14 protein-coding genes are annotated in these 20,692 nt (G+C 68.5%); 10 read left to right on the forward strand and 4 right to left on the reverse strand.

Annotated features, from left to right (window positions below; translation table 11 throughout):
- Position 1 precedes the first annotated feature (1 nt).
- A complete protein-coding gene (locus DSD28_RS19625; RefSeq protein WP_119258123.1) occupies positions 2–664 on the reverse strand; it encodes a GntR family transcriptional regulator in 663 nt (220 codons plus the stop codon).
- A gap of 246 nt (positions 665–910) precedes the next feature.
- On the opposite strand from DSD28_RS19625, the gene DSD28_RS19630 reads away from it, so the two are divergent.
- From DSD28_RS19630 to DSD28_RS19660, 7 genes are all read left to right on the forward strand, one after another.
- Positions 911–2,173, forward strand: coding sequence for an NRAMP family divalent metal transporter (locus tag DSD28_RS19630; RefSeq protein WP_119258124.1), 1,263 nt, complete (start codon positions 911–913; stop codon positions 2,171–2,173).
- Positions 2,174–2,187: 14 nt separating this feature from the next.
- Positions 2,188–2,955, forward strand: coding sequence for a LamB/YcsF family protein (locus DSD28_RS19635; RefSeq protein WP_119258125.1), 768 nt, complete (start codon positions 2,188–2,190; stop codon positions 2,953–2,955).
- A 10-nt stretch (positions 2,956–2,965) separates the two neighbouring features.
- Complete coding sequence (locus DSD28_RS19640) at positions 2,966–3,775, forward strand: putative hydro-lyase (RefSeq protein ID WP_119258126.1); 810 nt, start codon at positions 2,966–2,968, stop codon at positions 3,773–3,775.
- Between the two features lie 7 nt (positions 3,776–3,782).
- Complete coding sequence (locus DSD28_RS19645) at positions 3,783–5,372, forward strand: 5-oxoprolinase/urea amidolyase family protein (RefSeq protein WP_119258227.1); 1,590 nt, start codon at positions 3,783–3,785, stop codon at positions 5,370–5,372.
- Positions 5,373–5,381: 9 nt separating this feature from the next.
- On the forward strand, positions 5,382–7,109 hold the full coding sequence (locus DSD28_RS19650; RefSeq protein ID WP_119258127.1) for an acetyl/propionyl/methylcrotonyl-CoA carboxylase subunit alpha: 1,728 nt from the start codon (positions 5,382–5,384) through the stop codon (positions 7,107–7,109).
- Between the two features lie 88 nt (positions 7,110–7,197).
- Positions 7,198–8,310, forward strand: coding sequence for an agmatine deiminase (gene aguA / locus DSD28_RS19655; protein WP_119258128.1), 1,113 nt, complete (start codon positions 7,198–7,200; stop codon positions 8,308–8,310).
- An 11-nt stretch (positions 8,311–8,321) separates the two neighbouring features.
- Positions 8,322–9,413, forward strand: coding sequence for a polyamine ABC transporter substrate-binding protein (locus DSD28_RS19660; protein ID WP_119258129.1), 1,092 nt, complete (start codon positions 8,322–8,324; stop codon positions 9,411–9,413).
- Positions 9,414–9,473: 60 nt separating this feature from the next.
- Here DSD28_RS19660 and DSD28_RS19665 read toward each other — a convergent pair whose 3' ends face one another.
- Positions 9,474–10,250: a LuxR C-terminal-related transcriptional regulator gene (locus DSD28_RS19665; RefSeq protein ID WP_119258130.1), complete on the reverse strand. Its 777-nt coding sequence runs from the start codon at positions 10,248–10,250 to the stop codon at positions 9,474–9,476.
- A gap of 76 nt (positions 10,251–10,326) precedes the next feature.
- Here DSD28_RS19665 and aguB point away from each other — a divergent pair, with 76 nt between their 5' ends.
- Positions 10,327–11,205, forward strand: coding sequence for an N-carbamoylputrescine amidase (aguB, locus tag DSD28_RS19670; RefSeq protein WP_119258131.1), 879 nt, complete (start codon positions 10,327–10,329; stop codon positions 11,203–11,205).
- Positions 11,206–11,244: 39 nt separating this feature from the next.
- On the opposite strand, the gene DSD28_RS19675 is transcribed toward aguB, so the two are convergent.
- Entirely contained in the window at positions 11,245–12,021 is a 777-nt protein-coding gene (locus DSD28_RS19675; RefSeq protein WP_119258132.1) for a glutaredoxin family protein, read from the reverse strand.
- A 51-nt stretch (positions 12,022–12,072) separates the two neighbouring features.
- Here DSD28_RS19675 and DSD28_RS19680 point away from each other — a divergent pair, with 51 nt between their 5' ends.
- A complete protein-coding gene (locus DSD28_RS19680) occupies positions 12,073–12,477 on the forward strand; it encodes a MerR family transcriptional regulator (RefSeq protein WP_119258133.1) in 405 nt (134 codons plus the stop codon).
- A gap of 162 nt (positions 12,478–12,639) precedes the next feature.
- On the forward strand, positions 12,640–13,920 hold the full coding sequence (locus tag DSD28_RS19685) for a GGDEF domain-containing protein (RefSeq protein WP_162911473.1): 1,281 nt from the start codon (positions 12,640–12,642) through the stop codon (positions 13,918–13,920).
- On the opposite strand, the gene DSD28_RS19690 is transcribed toward DSD28_RS19685, so the two are convergent.
- Positions 13,905–20,690, reverse strand: coding sequence for a beta strand repeat-containing protein (locus DSD28_RS19690; RefSeq protein WP_119258135.1), 6,786 nt, complete (start codon positions 20,688–20,690; stop codon positions 13,905–13,907). The genes DSD28_RS19685 and DSD28_RS19690 overlap by 16 nt on opposite strands.
- Positions 20,691–20,692 lie beyond the last annotated feature (2 nt).

The following is a 20,692-nucleotide window of genomic DNA, read 5'->3' on the forward strand; positions in this document are numbered from 1 at the left end:
CTTACGCCTGCTCGGAGGCCCGTTCCAGCGCCTTCAGCATGGTGCGCTCGGCAAGGTTCAGATAGGTCTCCATCTGCGCCGCCGCCTCGTGCGGCCGGTTCTCCTCGAGAAGGGTCACGATGGCGTCGTTCATGTCGACGAAGGGCGCGTGCAGGTGCTCCGGGTCGTTGAGCAGCCCGAAGCAGAGGCGCAGCTCCGCCGAGATGCGCTCGTAGAACTCGTTGAGCCGCACGCTGTCGGAAAGGTCGATGATGGCGGTGTGGAAGATCATGTTGGCGCTGCCGACGCCGAGCCAGTCGCCCTTTTCGCGCTCCTGCTGCGCCCGGCCCACGGCCTCGCGCATCACCCGGATCGCCGGATGCTGGTGCCATGCCTGGCGCAGCGCGCCGCATTCCAGCATGCGCCGCACGCGGTAGATGTCGATGATCGAGGCCATGGAGGGCACGGCGACGAAGACGCCGCGATTGGCCTCGTGCCGCAGCAGCCCATCCTTGGTGAGCAGGCGGAAGGCCTCGCGCAGCGAGTTGCGCGAGACGTCGAAACGCTCGCTGAAGGCCGCCTCCGAAAGGCGCTGGCCGGGCGAGAGCTCGCCCGAGATCAGCAGCGTTCGAATGCGCCGCGCCAGCCGGTCCGCCAGTGGCAGGCCATTACCATCCTCGCTCATGCCATCCTCCCCGTCCCAGGCTTTCAACCGCCGGAACGTGCCCTATTTCAATGCTGGCCTTAGCACGAATGCAGAAGGGACGGTGCGAAATTCGTCGCCAATCCCGTGCTATCTGATTGGTAAAAAGGCAGAAATAAGGAACGATAGGGAATTATTGTTGAACAAAGTTGACATTTTTGTGTAGCAATGCATCATTCCACCATGCGCCACCCGCGAGGGGCGGGTGAAGGAGAGCGGAGAAATCTCATGGAACAGAATGCAGCAGCGCCTGCCGCCACGGGTGTGGTCGCGCAGGGCGTCCACACCGTCAAGTCCCGTCGCGCCGCGCTCATCGCCGCGATCTTCCTGATGGCGACCAGCGCCATCGGCCCCGGCTTCATCACGCAGACGGCCACCTTCACCACGAAGCTCGGCGCCGCCTTCGCCTTCGGCATCCTTGCCTCGATCGTCATCGACTTCGTCGTGCAGCTCAACATCTGGCGCATCGTGACGCTGACGCGCATGCGCGCCTCGGATGTCGCCAATGCCGCCATTCCGGGCTCCGGCTATCTGCTCGCCGTCCTCGTCATCGTCGGCGGCCTGTTCTTCAATATCGGCAATATCGGCGGCACGGGCCTCGGCCTCAACGCCGTCTTCGGCCTCGATCCGAAGATCGGCGGGGCGATCAGCGCGGTCTTCTCCATCGGCATCTTCCTGTCGAAGCGGGCCGGCCTTGCCGTGGACCGCTTCATCGTCTTCGCCGGCATCCTGATGATCGTGCTGACGCTCTACGTCGCCTTCGTCTCCGGCCCGCCGGTGGGCGAGGCGCTCTATCAGACGGTGCTGCCGGCGACGATCGACTTCGCGACGATCACGACGATCGTCGGCGGCACGGTCGGCGGCTACATCACCTATTCCGGCGCGCACCGCCTGCTCGACCGCGGCATGGTCGGCCAGGAGCACCTGCCCGCCGTCAACCGCGCGGCGCTGACCGGCATCGCGGTGACCGGCCTGATGCGGTACGTGCTCTTCCTCGCCATTCTGGGCGTCGTGGCGAGCGGCGTCGTCATCGACACGTCCAGCCAGGTGGCGAACCCGGCCGCACAGGCCTTCCAGGCCGCCGCCGGCGATTTCGGCCTGCGCCTCTTCGGCATCATCTTCTGGGCGGCGGCGATCACCAGCGTCATCGGCGCGGCCTATACGTCGGTGTCCTTCATCACCGTCTTCAAGCACGATGTCAGCGAGCACACGCGCAACATGGCGACGGTGCTGTTCATCGCCGTCTCGCTGGTCTCCTATCTGCTGATGACCACGCCGCCGGCCGCCATGCTGGTCTTCGTCGGCGGCCTCAACGGCCTCATCCTGCCCATCGGCCTGTCCATCTTCCTCTTCGCCGCCTGGAAGCGCGAGGACCTGATGGGCGGCTACCGCTATCCGCGCTGGCTGCTCGTCCTCGGCGTCCTGGTCTGCGCATTGACATGGTATATGGGCTACAAGTCGGCCGGCACGATCTTCAGCCTGCTCGGCTGACAAGGGAGGAAATCATGGTAGCGATCGATCTCAACAGCGACCTCGGTGAAAGCTATGGCGCCTGGCGCATGGGCGACGACGCGGCGATGCTCGCCGTCGTCTCCTCCGCCAACATCGCCTGCGGCTTCCATGCCGGCGACCCGGCGGGCATCTACCGCACGGTCAAGGCCGCCGCCGCCAACGGCGTCGTGATCGGCGCCCACGTCTCCTATCCGGACCGCGTCGGCTTCGGCCGGCGCGATCTCGACGCGACGCCCGAAGAGCTGATCGCCGACGTGATCTACCAGATCGGCGCGATCAAGGGCGTTGCTGCCGCCGCCGGGACCACGGTGCGCTACGTCAAGCCGCATGGCGCGCTCTACAACCGCATCGCCTATGACGCCAGGCAGGGCCAGGCGGTGATCGACGGCATCAAGGCCGTGGATCCCTCGCTGATCCTGATGGGTCTCGCCAATGCCCCGATCCTCGATCTCGCCCGCCGCTCCGGCCTTGCCGTCGTCGCCGAAGCCTTCGCCGACCGTGCCTATACGCCGAAGGGCGAGCTCGTCTCCCGCCGCGAGGCCGGCGCCGTGCTGCATGACGAGAAGAAGATCGCCGACCGCATGGTGCAGCTTGCCCGCGAGGGCACGCTGGAGGCTATCGACGGCAGCACGATCCGCGTCGAGGCGCAGTCGATCTGCGTGCATGGCGACAGCCCCGGTGCCGTGGCCATCGCGCAGGAAATCCGCCGTCGCTTCGAGGCCGAAGGCATCATCATCCGCTCCTTCGCCGACAAGGCGTGAGGGCGCGGCCATGACGATCCCGACCGCCTATCTAAACCATGTCGACGCGTCGAGCGCCCGCAAGGCGCGCGCCACCTACCGCGACGGCCTCGTCGCGCCGACCTCTGGCATCGCGCCCGGCTTCACCCAGGCCAACATGATCGTGCTGCCGCGCGACTGGGCCTTCGATTTCCTGCTCTATGCGCAGCGCAATCCGAAGCCCTGTCCGGTGCTCGACGTCTCCGATCCCGGTTCGCCGACGACGCTGCTGGCGCCCGATGCTGACCTGCGCACGGACCTGCCGCTCTACCGCATCTGGCGGGACGGCAAGCTTGCCGAGGAGACCCCGGACGCGACGGCGGCCTGGGCGGAGCGCGACGACCTCGTCGCCTTCCTGATCGGCTGTTCCTTCACCTTCGAGACGCCGATGGTCGAGGCAGGCATCGAGATCCGCCACATGACGGACAAGTCCAACGTGCCGATGTACCTGACCGACAGGGCCTGCCTGCCGGCCGGGCGGCTCAAGGGCAACATGGTCGTCTCCATGCGCCCGATCCCGGCCGCGCGCGTCGCCGATGCCGCGACGATCTCCGGCCGCTTCCCGGCCGTGCACGGCGCGCCCGTGCATATCGGTGCGCCGGAAGAGCTCGGCATCGCTGACCTCGCAAAGCCCGATTTCGGTGATGCCGTGCGCATCGAGCCGGGTGAAGTGCCGGTCTTCTGGGCCTGTGGCGTCACCCCGCAGGCGGCCGTTATGGCCTCCGGCGTGCCCTTCGCCATCACCCACGCGCCGGGCTACATGTTCATCACCGATATTCCCGATTCCGCCTATCACGCATGAGGGCATGATGCGCTTTCTTCCCGTCAGCCTGACCACCATCCTCGTCGAGCTCGCCGATCTCGACGAGACGCTCGCGCTCTTCGCCTCGCTGCAGGCGGACCCGGTCGACGGCATCGAGGAGATGGTGCCGGCGGCGCGCACGCTGATGATCCGCTTCCGCCCGGAAAAGGTGACGTCCGCCGAGCTTGCCGCGCGGATCGCCACCCGCGACCTCTCGGCGAAGATCGCGCCTTCGGAACATCTGGTGGAAATCCCCGTGCGCTATGACGGCGAGGACCTTGCCGACGTTGCGGAACTGACGGGCCTCAGCGTGGCGGAGGTCATCCGCCGCCACACGGAGAGCGAATTCACCGTCGCTTTCTGCGGCTTCGCGCCGGGCTTCGGCTATCTCGTCGGCGGTGACACCGCCTTGCATGTGCCGCGCCGCAAGAGCCCGCGCACCCGCATTCCGGCCGGCTCCGTGGCGCTTGCCGGCGCCTTCAGCGGCGTCTATCCGCAGGCAAGCCCCGGCGGCTGGCAGATCATCGGCACGACGCCGGTCAAAATGTGGGACATCGACCGCGATCCCGGCGCGCTGTTCCAGCCCGGCTACCGCGTCCGCTTCTTCGACATGGAGCAGCCGGGCAGGACCGTCAGCATCCCGCAAGCAGCGCGCCGCAAGGAACGCGCCGTCGCGCCGCAAGCGCCGCAGTTCAAGGTGCTCGCCGCGCCGATGCCCGCCGTCTTCCAGGACCTCGGCCGCTTCGGTCAGACGGGGCAGGGCGTTTCCGCCTCCGGTGCGCTCGACCGCGCCGCTTTCAATGCCGCCAACCGCATCGTCGGCAACCCGGCCAACACGCCGGTCCTCGAGCTCACCCTTGGCGGCTTCTCCTTCACGTGCAACGCCCGCGCCGTGATCGGCCTTGCCGGCGCGGCCTCGGCGGTGACGGTCCGCGATGCCGCCGGCCGCAGCCGTGATCTAGCGGCCTATGAGCCCGTCTCGCTGGAGCCCGGCGATGTCGTGACCATCGGCCAGCCGAAGAAGGGCATGCGCGCCTATCTCGCCGTGCGCGGCGGCTTCGACGTTGCCCCGGTTCTCGGCAGCGCGGCGACCGATACGCTTGCCGTCGTCGGCCCCGAGCCGGTTACGGCTGGGACGGTGCTTGCGCTCAGGGGCGGGGAGGGGCTCGCCAGCGTCTCCCTCGACGAGGCCCCGGCCTTTGACCTGCCGTCAGTGGGCGATGTCGTGACGCTCGACGTGGTGCTCGGTCCGCGCACGGACTGGTTCACCGAGAAGGGTATCGAGACGCTGACGAGCCAGCTGTGGCAGGTCACGCCGCAATCGAGCCGCGTCGGCATCCGCCTTGCCGGCGATGTGCCACTGGAACGCAAGGACAGCGCGGAACTGCCGAGCGAAGGCACGGCGACGGGGGCTATCCAGGTGCCGCACAGCGGCCAGCCGGTGCTCTTCCTCGCAGACCATCCGCTGACCGGCGGCTATCCCGTCATCGGCGCTGTCGCCGAATATCATCTGGACCTTGCCGGCCAGATTCCCATCAACGCAAAAATCCGTTTCCGCCCGATCGGCCCCTTCGCCGAAATCGCCGCGACCCGATAGGAGAGTGCCATGAAGAAAGTGCTGATCGCCAATCGCGGCGAGATCGCCGTGCGCATCCTGCGCGCCTGCCGCGACCACGGCCTCCAGTCGGTCGCTGTCTATGCGGACCCGGATGCCGACGCGCTCTTCGTGCGCCTCGCCGACGAGGCCTATGGCCTCGATGGCGTGCGCCCGGCCGAGACCTATCTCGACATCGAAAAGCTGATCGCCATCGCCAGGCGCTCCGGCGCGGATGCTGTGCATCCCGGCTATGGCTTCCTCTCCGAGCGGGCGGAATTTGCCAAGGCCGTGCAGGATGCCGGCCTCATCTGGATCGGGCCCGACCCGCATGTGATCGAGGCGCTGGGCGACAAGGTCGAGGCGCGGCGCATCGCCACCAGCGTTGGCGCGCCGCTCGTCGCGGGCAGCGACGGCCCCGTCTCGTCGGCGGCCGAGGTCATCGCCTTTGCCGAAAAGCACGGCCTGCCGGTCGCCATCAAGGCGGCGCATGGCGGCGGTGGGCGCGGCATCAAGGTGGCCTGGAAGATGGAAGAGGTCGCCGACCTCTACGAATCCGCCGTGCGTGAGGCGACCGCCGCCTTCGGCCGCGGCGAATGCTTCCTCGAACGCTTCCTCGACCGGCCACGCCATATCGAGGCGCAGGTGATCGCCGACAGGCACGGCAACGTGCTGGTGCTCGGCACCCGCGACTGCTCGGCGCAGCGCCGCAACCAGAAGCTCATCGAGGAGGCCCCCGCGCCCTTCCTGACGCCGGAGCAGCGCGAGCGCATCCACGCCTCCGCCAAGGCGATCTGTGCCGCCGCCGGCTATTCCGGCGCCGGCACGGTGGAGTTCCTGCTCGGCGCCGACGGCACCATCTCGTTCCTGGAGGTGAACACCCGCCTCCAGGTCGAGCACCCGGTCACCGAGGAGACGACGGGCATCGACCTCGTCATCGAGCAATTCCGGATTGCCGAGGGCAAGCCGCTCGCCGTCACCGAGACGCCGGAACCGCGCGGCCACTCCATCGAGTTCCGCATCAATGCGGAAGATCCCGGCCGCGGCTTCCTGCCGACGCCGGGCGCGATCACCGCCTTCGATCCGCCTTCCGGCCCCGGCGTGCGCCTCGACAGCGGCGTTGTCACGGGCTCGACGATCCCCGGCGTCTTCGATTCGCTGATGGCCAAGCTCATCGTGACAGGCGCGACGCGCGAGGAGGCCCTGCGTCGCGCGCGCCGGGCGCTGCGCGAATTCCGCATCGAAGGCGTTGCCACCGTGCTGCCCTTCCACCGCGCGGCCATCGATACCGACGACTTCATCGGGACGGACGGCTTCAAGGTCCACACCCGCTGGATCGAGACCGACTTCGCCGCCATGCCGGAAGCCGCAGCCCGGCCCGAGCCGGTTGCCGATCCCTCGCTGGTTCGCACTCATCTCGAAATCGACGGCAAGCGTGTCTCGCTCGCGCTGCCGAGCCTGCTTCTGGCCGGCCTCGGTGCCGTGGGGCAGGGCACGTCATCGGCCGCGAGCGCGGGCAAGCCGGTTGACGACGGTATTGCCGCGCCCGTCTCCGGCACGCTGCAGGCCTTCAAGATTGCCGACGGTGCGACGGTTGCGGAAGGCGATCTCGTCGCGGTGATGGAGGCGATGAAGATGGAAACGCAGGTGCTCGCCCCCAAGTCCGGCCGCCTGCGCCTGCGCGTCAAGGAAGGCGATTACCTTCAGGCGGGCGATACGCTGATGGTGTTCGAGGGCTGAACCGGCCCTCCCACCTGTCCCAAATGGGACATTGACCCGAAAGGGCTGCGCTTGCCTTAATCCCCCCGGATTTTCATTTGGGGGGAACATGGTACGCACGCTCACAAGCACGCCCAGGGCCGACGGTTTTCGCGCGCCGGGGGAATTCGAACCCAAGGCCGGCTGCTGGCTGATCTGGCCGGAGCGGCCGGATACCTGGCGGCTCGGCGCCAAGCCGGCGCAGAAGCTTTTCGCGAAGGTCGCCGCGGCGATCGCTGAAAGCGAGCCGGTCACCATCGCCGTCTCTTCCCGTCAGTGGCTCAACGCCCGCGCCATGCTGCCGGAGAGCGTGCGGCTCATCGAAATGACGACGGACGATTCCTGGCTGCGCGACAGCGGCCCGAACTTCGTCGTCAACGACCATGGCGAGGTCCGCGGCGTCGACTGGACCTTCAACGCCTATGGCGGCAATGACGGCGGCCTCTATTCGCCCTGGAACCTCGACGATCTCGCCGCCCGCAAGGTGCTGGAGACCGAGGGCATGGCCCGCTACCGCTCGCCGCTGATCGCCGAAGGCGGCGGCCTGCAATGCGACGGCGAGGGCACTCTGATCACCACGGAACAGTGCCTGCTCAACCGCAACCGCAACGGCCATCTCGGCAAGGCGGCGGTGGAGCAGCAGCTCTGCGACTATCTCGGGCTGGAACATGTCATCTGGCTGCCGCGCGGCTTCTGCTTCGACGAGACGGACGGCCATATCGACGACGTCTGCTGCTTCGTGCGGCCCGGCGTGGTGGCGCTGAGCTGGACGGAGGACCGCGACGATCCGCAATACGAGATCGTGCGCGAGGTGGAGGAGGCATTGCGCTCGGCCCGCGATGCGCGGGGCCGTTCGCTCGAGCTGCACCGCATCTACCATCCGCGACCAATCGAGATGACGGCGGAGGAGGCGGCGGGCGTCGACCAGGTGGACAGCACCTGGGCGCGGCCGGCCGGCAACCGCATCGCCGCCACCTATATCAACTATTATCCCGGCAATTCCGTCGTCGTCGTGCCGCAGTTCGACGACGAGAAGCTGGACCGTGCCGCGAAGGCCAAGCTCGCCGAGCTCTTCCCCGATCACCGCATCGTCGGCATCGACAATTCCCGCGAAATCCTGCTCGGCGGCGGCAATGTCGCCTGCATCACCCTGCCGGTCTATGCCGGCCAGACGAAAGCCTGAGGGAGAACGCCATGCGCAGAACGCTCGTCTCGATCCTCGCCCTTCTCTCCGCCACGGGCGGCGCATGGGCGCAGGAGGAAAAGGTCGTCAACGTCTACAACTGGTCGGATTACATCGCGCCCGACACGGCGGAGAAATTCGAGAAGGAGACCGGCATCCGCGTCGTCTACGACGTCTATGACGGCAACGAGGTGCTGGAAACCAAGATGCTGACGGGCGGCTCGGGTTATGACGTCGTCTACCCCTCTGCCTATCCCTTCCTCAAGAACCAGGTGAAGGCCGGAGCCTTCCAGCCGCTCGACAAGGCGAAGCTCGGCAATATCGGCAAGCTCGATCCGCAGGCGCTCTCGCTGATCGCGGGCGCGGACCCGGACAACGTGCATGCCGTGCCCTACATGGCCGTCACCGACGGCATCGGCTACAATATCGAGGCGGTCAAGCAGCGCATGGGCGATGCGCCGGTCGATTCCTTCGCCATGGTCTTCGACCCGGCGATCGTGGAAAAGTTCGCCGATTGCGGCGTGGCGATGATCGATGCGCCCGCCGAGATCATCCCCATGGCGATGAACTATCTCGGTATCGATCCGCATTCGACCAGCCCGGACGATATCGCCAAGGTCGAGGACCTGCTGCTGAAGGTGCGCCCGCACATCCGCTATTTCCATTCCTCGCGCTACATTAACGATCTTGCCAACGGCGACATCTGCGTCGTGCTCGGCTGGTCGGGCGATATCCTGCAGGCCAAGGCCCGCGCCGCCGAAAGCGAGAAGAAGCTGGAGATCGCCTATTCCATCCCCAAGGAGGGCACGCTCATCAACTTCGACACGATGGCGATGCCGAAGGATGCGCCGCACCCGGAAAACGCGCTCGCCTGGATCGACTTCAACATGCGCCCGGACATCGCCGCGGCCAATTCCAGCTACGTCTCCTATGCCAACCCGATCCCGGAATCGCTGCCGCTGATGGACCAGGCGGTGGCGAAGGACCCCGGCGTCTTCCCGCCGGATGACGTGAAGGCCAAGCTCTTCGTGGTGGAATCGAGCGATGCGAAGCTGCTGCGCCTGCAGAACCGCATGTGGACGCACATCGTCTCGGGGCAATAGGCTTGGTGAGGGTTTCCCGCCGATTTGAGGAAAACGGCGCGGCGTTTCCCTTCTCCCCGTTTACGGGGAGAAGGTGGCGGCAGCCGGATGAGGGGCCGTCCCGGCCTCGCGCACGGCGGCCATCAGCTCGACCTGCGAGTGGAGGCCGAGCTTGCGGTAGACGGTCTTGATGTGGTTGCGCACGGTGCCGGGAGCGATGGCGAGGTCGCGTGAGATCGTCTTGGCGCAGCCGCCGTCGATGAGGAGGAGGGCGATCTGGCGCTCGCGCGGGCTGAGGCCGGCAAGCGACAGCCGGCTTTCGCCGGATGGGCGCCATTGCCGCCAGAGCCGTTCGAGCACGAGGCGGGTGGCGTCGGCCGTCGCCTCGGCGACCGCGAGGTCCTCGGTGCCGAAGGGGCGGGCGCCGCGGCGGCGGAGATACGTGACGAAGCCGGCGGCGTTGCGGTCGAAGTTGAAGACGCCGGTGATCTCGTCGAAGCTGCCGGAGGGCTCGTAGAAGTCGCGGTAATAGGCGCTGGTGTGGAAATCGCCCTTGTCGAGCGCGGAGAGCGGCAGCAGGAAATCCTGCCGCGTGCCGGCGAAGAGGCGGAAGAACGGGTCCTGCCGGTACTTGCGGGTATCGTAGTTGCGGTTCCAGTGGTCGGGATCGCGCTCGTAGATGGTGATCGAGGCGCTGTCGCGCAGGTAGAGACCGATATAGACTTGGTCGGAGGCGACGAGATGGCGCGCACCGGCCGTGAAATGGGCCGAGATCTCCTCGGGCAAGGTGGCGCTGACCGCAGCGGTGATGCCGCTGCTCCAGTGCCGGAGCTGCTCGAAGGTGAGGTCGGGTCGCATGGGGACAGGATAGACGGGGCGGCCGGGAATTCAAGCCGGACGGCCCCGGAAGATTGGCAACAGGGAGCGTTAGAGAATGCGCAATGTCACGGTGGCCGCCACGCAGATGGCCTGCATCTGGGACGAGAAGGCCAATATCGAGCGGGCCGAAGGGCTCGTCCGGCAGGCGAAGGAGAAGGGGGCGGACCTGGTGCTGATCCAGGAACTCTTCGCCGCGCCCTATTTCTGTCAGGACCAGATCCACGAATTCTTCGCGCTTGCCCGGCCCTTCGAGGGCAATCCGCTGATCGCGCATTTTGCAAGGCTCGCCGCCGAGCTCGGCGTCGTGCTGCCGCTCAGCTATTTCGAGCGCGCCGGCCAGTCCTATTTCAACAGCCTCGCGGTGATCGACGCGGACGGCCGGGTGCTCGGCAATTACCGCAAGAGCCACCTGCCGGACGGGCCGGGCTATATGGAGAAGTTCTATTTCTCGCCCGGCGATACCGGCTTCAGGGTGTGGGATACGCGCGCCGGCCGCATCGGCGTCGGCATCTGCTGGGACCAGTGGTTCCCGGAGGCGGCGCGCTCCATGGCGCTGCAGGGCGCTGAAATCCTGCTCTATCCGACCGCCATCGGCTCCGAGCCGCACGATGCGGGCCTCGATTCCAGCGCGCACTGGCAGCGGGTGATGCAGGGCCATGCCGGGGCAAACCTCATGCCGCTCGTCGCCTCCAACCGCATCGGCACGGAAGAGGGGCGCAACGGCACGAGCATCACATTCTACGGCTCGTCCTTCATCGCCGATCCCACCGGCGCCAAGGTGGCCGAGGTCGACCGGACGACGGAGACGGTGCTGACCGCCACCTTCGACCTCGACGCCATCGCCCACCAGCGCCGCTCCTGGGGCGTCTTCCGCGACCGCCGCCCGGAGCTTTACGGCCACCTCGCGACGCTCGACGGCCGCAGGCAAGCGTGAAGCAAGGGCACGGCGTCCATGGACGCCGTGCCTTTCTCATCACATGGCGTGGATGTAGCCGAGCGAGACGGCGGCCATCCAGATGGCCATGGCGATCATCATCAGGTTCTCCGTCAGCGAGATGAAGCCGAGCGGCACGTTGCTCGACCCGCCGACGCAGGCGCATTTCAGCTCGCGCCGGTCGATATAGACCGCCTTGAAGACCGAGGCCGCGCCGATGGTGCCGATGAAGAGCGCGACGGGAACCGAAAGCCAGGTGAGCGCGCCCGCCACCATCAGAACCCCGGCGAGCCCTTCGGCATAGGGATAGATATAGCTGTAGGGCACCCAGCGCTTCGCGAGCAGGTCGTAGTTGAGGAACATGGTCGCGAAGCTCTCGACATTCTGGAGCTTCAGCATGGCGAGGGCGACCATCGAGAAGGCGATGAACCATTCGGCCGCGCGCAGCGTGAAGGGCGAGCCGCTGACCGCGTAGCTCGCGGCCATCGCCGTCAGCGCCGTCAGGGTGAAGAGCACGGCGACCGGGCGATAGGTGGTCGCCTTCGGGTCGGCGACGGGCTTGCCGAGATGGCGGCGAAGGTCGTCGTAGCCGCCGACGCGCTCCCCGTCGATGAAGACCTGCGGGGTGGTGGCGACATCGTGCTCGGCCTTGAAGGCGTCGGTTTCCGCGCGGCTCGTGAGGTGGCGGTCGTCGACCTCGTAGCCCGAGCGCCGCAGCAAGTCCTTTGCCTTCAAGCCGTAGGGGCAGGTGTGGCCGGGCATCACCATGCGGTAGAGGATGGCCTTGCGGCCGGTGTTTCTTACCTTGTCCAACATCTCACGTCTCCTGTCTTGTGAAACCGTTGGCAGGACTATAGGTTCCGTACCATGGTACGGAGTCAACACCCTGAAGAGCTGACGATCGGAAAACTTGCCGCTGCCGCCCATGTCGGCGTCGAGACCGTGCGATTCTACCAGCGCCGCGGCCTGCTTGCGACGCCGAAGCGCATCGACGGCATCCGCCGCTATGGCGAAGCGGACCTCTCGCGCCTGCGCTTCATCCGGCAGGCGCAGACGGCGGGCTTCACGCTGGAGGAGATCCGCCAGCTTCTCGCGCTCGATGCCGGCGAGGACCGCGCCGCGGCCCGCGAAATGGCGACCAGGCGCCTTGCCGAACTCGACGCACGCATGGAGGACCTGCAACGCGCCAGGGCCTCGCTGCAGAAGCTCGTCTCGGAATGCGCCGTCGGCAGGACCGGCCCCTGTCCCATCCTGAAATCCTTCGAGGCGTGAGAAGCGCCACGCTTAACCTTCTGTTCGTCTAGTCTCGCAACAGGCGTTTAGGAGTCTCCCGCTAAGGTGCCGGCATGTTGCGGTGCTTCTCGGCGCCGCGTTTCGTGCGCTGGCAGCTCCATCATGGGCCGCCAACGGTCTCCTGAAAGGAGCGCGTTCGGAATGGATGCGAAAACCATATTCACGATGGCGTCGATCATGGTGCTGGCCAACGGGGCCATCCTGACCGCCATGGGACGCGAACTGCCCGCCGGCCTCAGGCCCGCGGCGCGGCAGTGGTGTCTCGGCACGCTGCTGGTGGCATTCGGATGCATCGTCTTCGCGCTCGGCGGTCCGTTGCCGCGGCCCCTGATGCTGACGGCTGCCAATGCGGGCTTCGCCTTCGGGCTGACGGCCTATTGCGTGGCGATCCGCCGGTTCCTGCGGTTGCCGGTCGGCGCGTGGCTGTTCCTACCGGCGCTGGCGGCCTCGCTGGTCGTCGCGTGGTTCTCGGCGGTCATGCCGAACTTCCATGTCCGCATGGCGGTGGTTTCCGTCGTCTGGGTCGGGCTGATGGCGATGTGCGTCAGGGATCTCATGAACAGGGGCCGGGGCGAGGCCTCGCTCGCCCGTTCCATCCTCACCGCCATGTTCGCCGGCGTCGGCCTCTATGCGGCGGCGCGCTGCATGCTCTACCTCGTCGCCGACGTTTCCGAGGGCTTTGCCGTGGAAAGCGGCGGCAACTGGCTGAACGTGCTGTCGGCCCTGCTGATGACCACGCTGCCGGTCATGGGCACCACCGCCTTCCTGCTGATGTGCTCGGATCGCCTGCAGCGCGGCCTGGAGCGGGCCGCCGATACCGACTACCTGACCGGATTGCCGAACCGGCGCAGCCTCGCCCGCGCCGGCGCCGAGGCGTTTCTTTCGGCGCGGCAGGCCGGCGGCGGCCTCTGCCTCGCGGTGTTCGACATCGACAAGTTCAAGGCGATCAACGACACCTATGGCCACGATGCCGGCGACCGCGTGCTCGTCCATGTCGCGAACCGGCTGCGCGCCGGGCTGCGCCCCGCCGACCTGATCGCCCGCACCGGCGGCGAGGAATTCGTCGTCCTCTTCCGCGACCTGGCGGAGGCCGACGGGCTCGCCATCGTCGAGCGGATGCGCGCGGCGGTGGAGAATGGCGGCTTTTCGGCGGATGGCGAAGGGATCGCCCTGACGGTCTCGGCCGGTCTCGCCGCGCGCGCGACCCGTGACGAGACCTATGACGACCTTCTGCGCCGGGCCGATGCGGCGCTCTATCGCGCCAAGGCGAACGGCCGCAACCGGGTCGAGGCGGCGCGGCCGGATGGAACAGCGGATGCCCGCCGGGTGCGGACCGCTCCGCCGGCCCTCGCCACCGAGGACGCCGCCTCGCTTGCGGTGAACCCGGAGGCCGGGGCCGCTCCGGTTCAGATCTCCAGATAGGACGAGATGATCGCCGCGATGTCGGATTGCGGATCGCTCGTCGTGGCGTCCGCCGTCGGCTCCGTGCTTTCCGTGGACGTTCCGCCCGTGCCCGACGTGCCGCCGGTTGCCGTCGTCGCGGCGGGGCCGCGCGGCAGGGCGGCGACCTGCGCCGGGGTCATGGCGGCAAGCTGGGCGGGCGTGAAGGCATTGGCCTGCTCGCTGCTGAGGCCGGCGAGCGCCGCCGTGCTGAGGCCGAGCACCGCATTCGTGCCGAGGGCGACGATATGGTCCGGCGAGAAGGTGGCAAGATCGTCCGCGCCGAGCCCGGCCGTCTGCGTCGCCGTCATCGCGCCCGCCTGCTCGACCGTCAGCGCCGCCACCTGGGCCGTGCTCATGGCGTTCACCTGGCTGTAGGTCAGGGCCGCGATCTGGCCGGTGCCGAGGGCCGCGATGCTATCCGTCGACAGCCCACCGATCACCGCCGGGGAAAGGCCCTTGATGGCCGAGGGGCTCATCGCCGCCAGTTCCTCGGTCGAGATGGTCTGCATATGCGCCGGCGTCAGGCCGGCTGTTCCGGGCGAGCTGAGGGCGGCGATCTGCGCCATCGAGAAGGCTTCGAGCTGCTCGGGCGAGAGCGCGGCGACCTGGGCGCTGCTGAGACCGGAGATCGCGCCGGTGCCGAGTGCGGCGATCTCGGCATCCGAAAGCGTCGCAAGATAGCTCGGCGGCAGGCCCTTGATGGCGCTGGAGCCGATGGCGGCGAGCTTGCTCGTCGAGAAGGTGTCGAGCGCCTCGCTCGAAAGCCCGCCGAGCGCGGCGGCCGTAAGGGCTGCGACCTGGCTGGCCGAGAGGGATTCGGCCTGCTCGAAGGTAAGGCTCGCGGCCTGCATGCCGGTGAGGCCGGCAATGCCGCTCGGGCTGAGGGCGGCGATCTGGCCCGGCGTCAGCGCCGCGATGTCCGCGACGGCGAGGGCGCCGACCTGCTTGGAGGTGAGCGCGTTGATCTGCGCGGTAGAGAGCGCGGCGATCTGGTTCGGGCTGAGGGCGCTGATCTGGCCCGTCGTCATGCCGCCGATGCCGGCGGGGCTCAGCGCCTCGATCTGCTCCGGCGAGAAGCCGGCGAGGATGGAGGCGGAAAGGCCGGCCATGGCCGCCGAGCCGATCGCCCCGATTTCCGCGGTGGTGAAGAGGGCGATGTCGGCGGCGTCGAAGGCGGCGATCTGGCGTGAGGTGAAGGCGCCGATCTGCGTCGCCGTCAGCGCCTCGACCTGATCGGCGCTGAGCGCAGCGATCTGCTCGCTCGTCATGCCGGAAATGCCGGCCGTGCCGAGGGCGGCGATCTGCGCCGTCGTCAGCGAGGCGATCATGCCGGTCGAAAGGCCGAGAATACCCCGCGAGCTGATGGCCGCCATGTCCGCGGACGAGAACTGCGCGAGGTCGTCGGCGCTGAAGGCCGCGATCTGCTGCGAGCTGAGGGCGCCGACCTGCGTGTTGGTGAGCGCTTCGGCCTGCGCCGTGCTGAGGGCTGCGATCTGCGCCGTCGAGAGGGCCGCGACGCCGGCCGTGCTGAGCGCGGCGATCTGTTCGGGCGAGAGGGTGGCGATATTGGCCGTGGTCAGGGCAGCCACCTGCGTCGAGCCCATCGCCGCCATCTGCAGGCTCGTCAGCGCCTCGAACTGGCTCTCGCTGAAGGTGCCGATCTGCGCGCCGGTGAGGCCCGCCGCGTTCAGCGCGGCGACCTGGGCGGGGGTAAGCGCGGCGATCGCCGCCGTCGGCAGGCCCGCCACCGCGCGCGAGGTGATCGCGCCGATCTCGGCGGGCGTGAAGGTCTCGAGATTCGTGGGGCTGAAGGCGCCGATCTGCGCCGAGCTCAGCGCGGCGATCTGCGTTGCCGTCAGCGCCTCGGCCTGCAGCGGCGAGAGGATGCCGATCTGCGCCGAGGTCAGGCCGGCGATGCCGTCGGCATTGAGCGCGGCGATCTGGGCCGGCGTCAGCGCCGCGATGCCGTCAGCGCGCAGCGCCGCGACCTGCCGGGAGCCGAGCGCGCCGAGCTGCGCCGTGGTCATGGCCTCGATCTGCGTGCCGGAAAGCGCCGCGACCTGGTCGCTCGAAAGCCCGGAAAGGCCGGCGGCGCTTAGCGCCGCGATCTGGCCGGTCGACAGCGAGGCGAGCATGGCGGTCGAAAGGCCCGCGATCGCGCCCGAGCCGATGGCCGCGATGTCCGCGGAGGAGAAGGTGTCGAGCTTGGCCATGTCCAGCGCGGCGATCTGGCGCGAGGAGAAGGCGGCGATCTGCGCCGGCGTCAGCGCCTCGGCCTGCGCGGTGGAGAAGGCGGCGATCTGCTCGGGCGTCAGGCCGGCGATGGCCGCCGCGCTGAGGGCGGCGATCTGCGCCGTCGAGAGCGTCGCGATATAGGCCGGGCCGAGATTGGCGATCTGCCGCGCATTGAGCGCGCGGACCTGATCGGCCGAAAGCGCATCGAGCTGGTCGCTGGAAAGGGCGGCGATCTGCTTCGTCCCGAGCCCGCCGATGGCGGCGGTGCTGAGCGCCGCGACCTGCCCCGTCGAGAGGGCGGCGATCACCTCGGTCGAAAGGCCGCCGATGGCATCCGAGCCGATGGCGGCGATCTCGCGCGTCGAGAAGGTCGCGATGCCGTCGGATGTGAAGGCGGCGAGCTGCGTGGAGCTGAGCGCGCCGATCTGGCTCGTCGTCAGGGCTTCTGCCTGCGCGAGGCTGAGGGCGGCGATCTGCTTGGTGGTGAGGCCGGCGATGCCGGTGGAGCTGAGGGCGGCGATCTGGGCGGTCGAGAGGGCGGCGAGCGCCTCCGTCGAAAGGCCCGGCAGGGCGCCGGACGAGATGGCGGCCATTTCCTGGGTGGAGAAGGTCGCGATGTCCTCGGGGCTGAGGGCGGCGATCTGCGTCGAGCTCAATGCCGCGATCTGCGTGCGGGTCAGCGCCTCGGCCTGCTCGGTCGTGAGGGCGGCGAGCTGCTGGGTGGTCATCGCGCCCATGGCGGCCGCGCTGAAGGCGGCGATCTGGGCGGTGGAGAGCGAGGCGAGCGTCGCCGCCGAAATGCCCTTGATGGCGCTGGCGGTGATCATCGATATGTCCTTCGTGGAGAAGGTCGCGATCTCCGCCGTGCCGAATTCGCCGATCTGGTCGGGATTCAGCGCGCCGACCTGGGCGCTGGTCAGCGCCTCGGCCTGGCTGGTGCTGAGCACGGCAAGCTGCTGCGAGGTGAAGCCGGCGATGCTGCCGGCATTGAGGGCCGCGATCTGCCCGGTCGTGAGGGCGGCGATCTGCGCCGTGCCGAAGGCGGAAATCTGCGAGGAGGTCAGCGCGGCCATCTGCCGTGTGCCGAGCGCGCCGATCTGCGACAGGCTGAGCGCGGCGATCTGGCTCGAGGTGAGGCCGGAAACGCCGGAGGCGCTGAGGGCGGCGAGCTGGGCGTTCGACAGGGCGTCGAGGTCTGACGGATTGAGCGCTGCGACCTGGCTGGACGACAGGGCCGCGACCTGCGCGGTGGTCAGTGCGGCGATCTGGTCGGAGCCCAGCGCGCTTATCTGGCCGGAGCGCAGCCCGGAAACGGCCGCCGGGGTGAGGCCGGCGAGCTGTTCGGGGGTGAGCGCCTTCACATCCGTGTCGAGCGCGCCGGCCTGGGCGGCGGTCAGCGCCTTGAGATGGGCGGCGGAAAGCTGGCTGACCTGCAGCGGGCTCAGCGCTTCGATCTGGTCGCTCGTCAGGCCGGTGAAGGCGCTGGTGCTGAGGGCGGCGATCTGCGCCGAGGTCAGCGAGGCGAAGGTGTCCGGGGCGATGCCGGAGACCGCGCCGCGGCTGAGGGCGGCGATCTGGGCGGTCGAGAGCGCGCGGATGTCCTGCGGTTCGAGCGCGCCGATCTGGGCGGAGGTGAAGCCGCCGATCTGCGCCGTCGAGAAGGCCGCGATCTGCTCGCTTGTCAGCGCCTCCATCTGCGAGGCGGTCAGGCCGGAGAGGGTCGTGCGGCTGAGGGCTGCGATCTGCGCGGTGGTGAGCCCGGCGATGGCCGCAGGGCTGAGGCCCGCGATGGCCTTGCTGGAGATCGCCGCGAGGTCTTCCGTCGAGAAGGTGGCGAGATCCGCTCCGCTGAGGGCGGAAAGCTGCGCGGAGGTCAGCGACTTGACCTGCTGCGAGGAAAGCGCCTCGATCTGCGCCGTGCTCAGCATCTCGATCTGGTCGGCCGAAAGGCCGCCGATCGCGCCCGTGCCGATGGCGGTGATCTGCCCGGTCGCAAGGGCCCTCAGGAAGGCTTCGCCGAGGCTGGCGATCTGCGCCGCCGTCAGGCCGCCGATCTGGCCGCTCGTGAGCGCGGCGATCTGGGCGGTCGAGAGTTCGGCAAGCGCTGCGCTGCCAAGGCCGTTGATGGACTTGGTGTTGATCGCCGCCATGTCCTCGGTGGAGAAGGTCGCGATGCCCTCCGCGCCGAGCGCCGTGATCTGCTTGGCGTTCATTCCGCGAATCTGGTCGGGCGTGAGCGCCTCGACCTGGCCGGTGCTCAGCGCCGCGATCTGCAGGGTGGAAAGGCGCGCGACGACGCTCGGGCTGAGCGCGGCGACCTGCTCGGGCGACAGGGCGGCGATGGCCGAGGTCGGCAGGCCGGCAATGGCCTTGCTGTTGATCGCCGCGATCTGGGCGGGCGTCATGTCGGCCAGCACGGCCGGGTCGATGGCCGCGATCTGCGCGGCGTTCAGCGCCCCCATCTGCGAGGGAGAAAGCGCCGCGATCTGCTCCGTCTTCATCGCGCTGATCTGCGCCGTGGAAAGACCGGTGAGCGCAAGGGTGCCAAAGGCGCCGATCTGCTCGAGCGAAAGGGCGGCAAGGACGCTGCTGCCGATGCCGGAAACCGCCCTGTTGCTGAGAGCCGCGATATCGGCCGTCGAGAAGGTCGAGAGCGCATCGACGCTCAGCACGGCAAGCTGCGCGGCGGTCAGCGCCTTCACCTGCGTCGGGGTGAGGGCTTCGATCTGGCCGTTGTCGAGGGCGGCGATCTGCGTCGTCTTGAGCGCACCGATCTGGGCGGAGGTCAGCGCCGCGATCTGGCCGGTGGTGAGGGCGGCGAGCGCATCCGGGCCGAGGCCGATGAGCGCGTTGTTGCGGATCGCGGCGATGTCGCTGCTGGAGAAGGTCGAGAGCGTCTCCGGCCTGAAGGCGGCGATCTGGGCCGCGGTCATCACCTTGATCTGGGCGGGCGTGAAGGCTTCGACCTGGCTTTCGTCCAGCGCGGCGATCTGCGCCGGGGTAAGGGCGGCGACCGCCTTCGTGCTGAGCGCGGCGATCTGCGCCGGCGTCATGCCCGAAATGGTATCCGGGCTGAGACCGGCGACCGCGGCCGGCGAGAGGGCCGCGATGTCGGCTGTCGAGAAGGTGGCGATGCCGGCCTTGTCGAGGGCGGCGGCCTGGATGGCGGTGAAGCCCTTCATCTGCGTCGGGGTGAAGGCCTCGACCTGCGCCTCGCTCATGGCGCCGATCTGCGTGGCCGTAAGGCCCCGCACCGCCGCGCTGCCGAAGGCGGCGACCTGGCGGGTGGAGAGCGCCGCGATGCTGTCGGTCGTGAAGGCGGAGACCTGCAGGGCGGTGAGCGCCGCGATCTGCGCGGTGGAGAGCGCGCCGACCTGCTCGGTGCTGAGGGCGGCGATGGCCGCCGTGCTGAGCCCGGACAGCGATTTCGCCGAAATCGCGGCAAGGCTGTCGGTCGACATGCGCGCGAGGTCGTCGGCGCTGAAGGCGGCGATCTGCGCGGCGCCCATGGCGGCGAGTTGCCTGGATGTGAGCGCGGCGGTCTGGTCGGGCGTGAAGGCGGCGACCTGCGCGACCGAAAGGCTCTGGATGGCCTGAACGCTCAACGCGGCGACCTGCTCTTCGGAAAGCGCCGCGATGGCGTCGGTGCTGAGTCCCGAAAGGGCCTTGGCCGCGATGGCGGCGATGTCCTCGGCCGAGAAGGTGGCAAGGCCGTCGGCGGAGATGGCGCCGAGCTGCTGGGCCGACAGCGCCTTGACCTGCGCGGGCGTCAGGGCCTCGACCTGCCCTTCGGAGAGCGCGCCGATCTGTGCGGTGGAGAAGCCGGTGATGGCGCTGCTGCTCAGCGCGGCGATCTGTTCGGCCGAGAACGCCTTGACCGCCTCCGCGCTCAGCGCCGCGATCTGCGCGGGCTTGAGCAGCGCGATCTGCGCCGTCGTCATCGCGGCGATCTGGTCGGGCGTGAGCGCTCCGGTCTGGTCCGTCGTAAGGCCGGCGACGGCGAGCGGCGCGAGCGCGGCGACCTGTCCGCTGGAAAGCGCCGCCAGCGCCGCGGGGCTGAGGCCCTGCACCGCCTTGTAGCTGATCGCCGCCATGTCCTCGGTCGAGAAGGTCGCAAGGTCCTCCGGGGCGAGGGCCGCAAGCTGCGCGGTGCCCAGCGCCTGGACTTGCGACGGCGTCAGGGCCTCGGCCTGGTCGGCCGAAAGCGCGCCGACCTGCGATGCGGTCAGCACCGCGACCTGGCCCGTCGTCAGGTTCTCGATGGAGGAATGGGTGAGTGCGCCGATCTGGTCGAGCGACAGGCCGATGATGGCGCCCTGCGAGATGGCGCTGATCTGGCCGTCGCTGAGAATGCCGATATCCTCGAGTTCCAGCGCCGCGATCTGCTTGGAGGAGAAGGCGCCGATCTGGCTCGTGGACAGCGAGGCCACGTCCTCGGTCGACCATTGCTGGATCGTCTCTGTCGAAAGCTGCCGGATCTGGCTGAGGCTGAGCGAGGAAACGATCGACGTCATGG

The sequence above is a fragment of the Shinella zoogloeoides genome, from assembly GCF_003574625.1.
GTDB lineage: Bacteria > Pseudomonadota > Alphaproteobacteria > Rhizobiales > Rhizobiaceae > Shinella > Shinella zoogloeoides_A.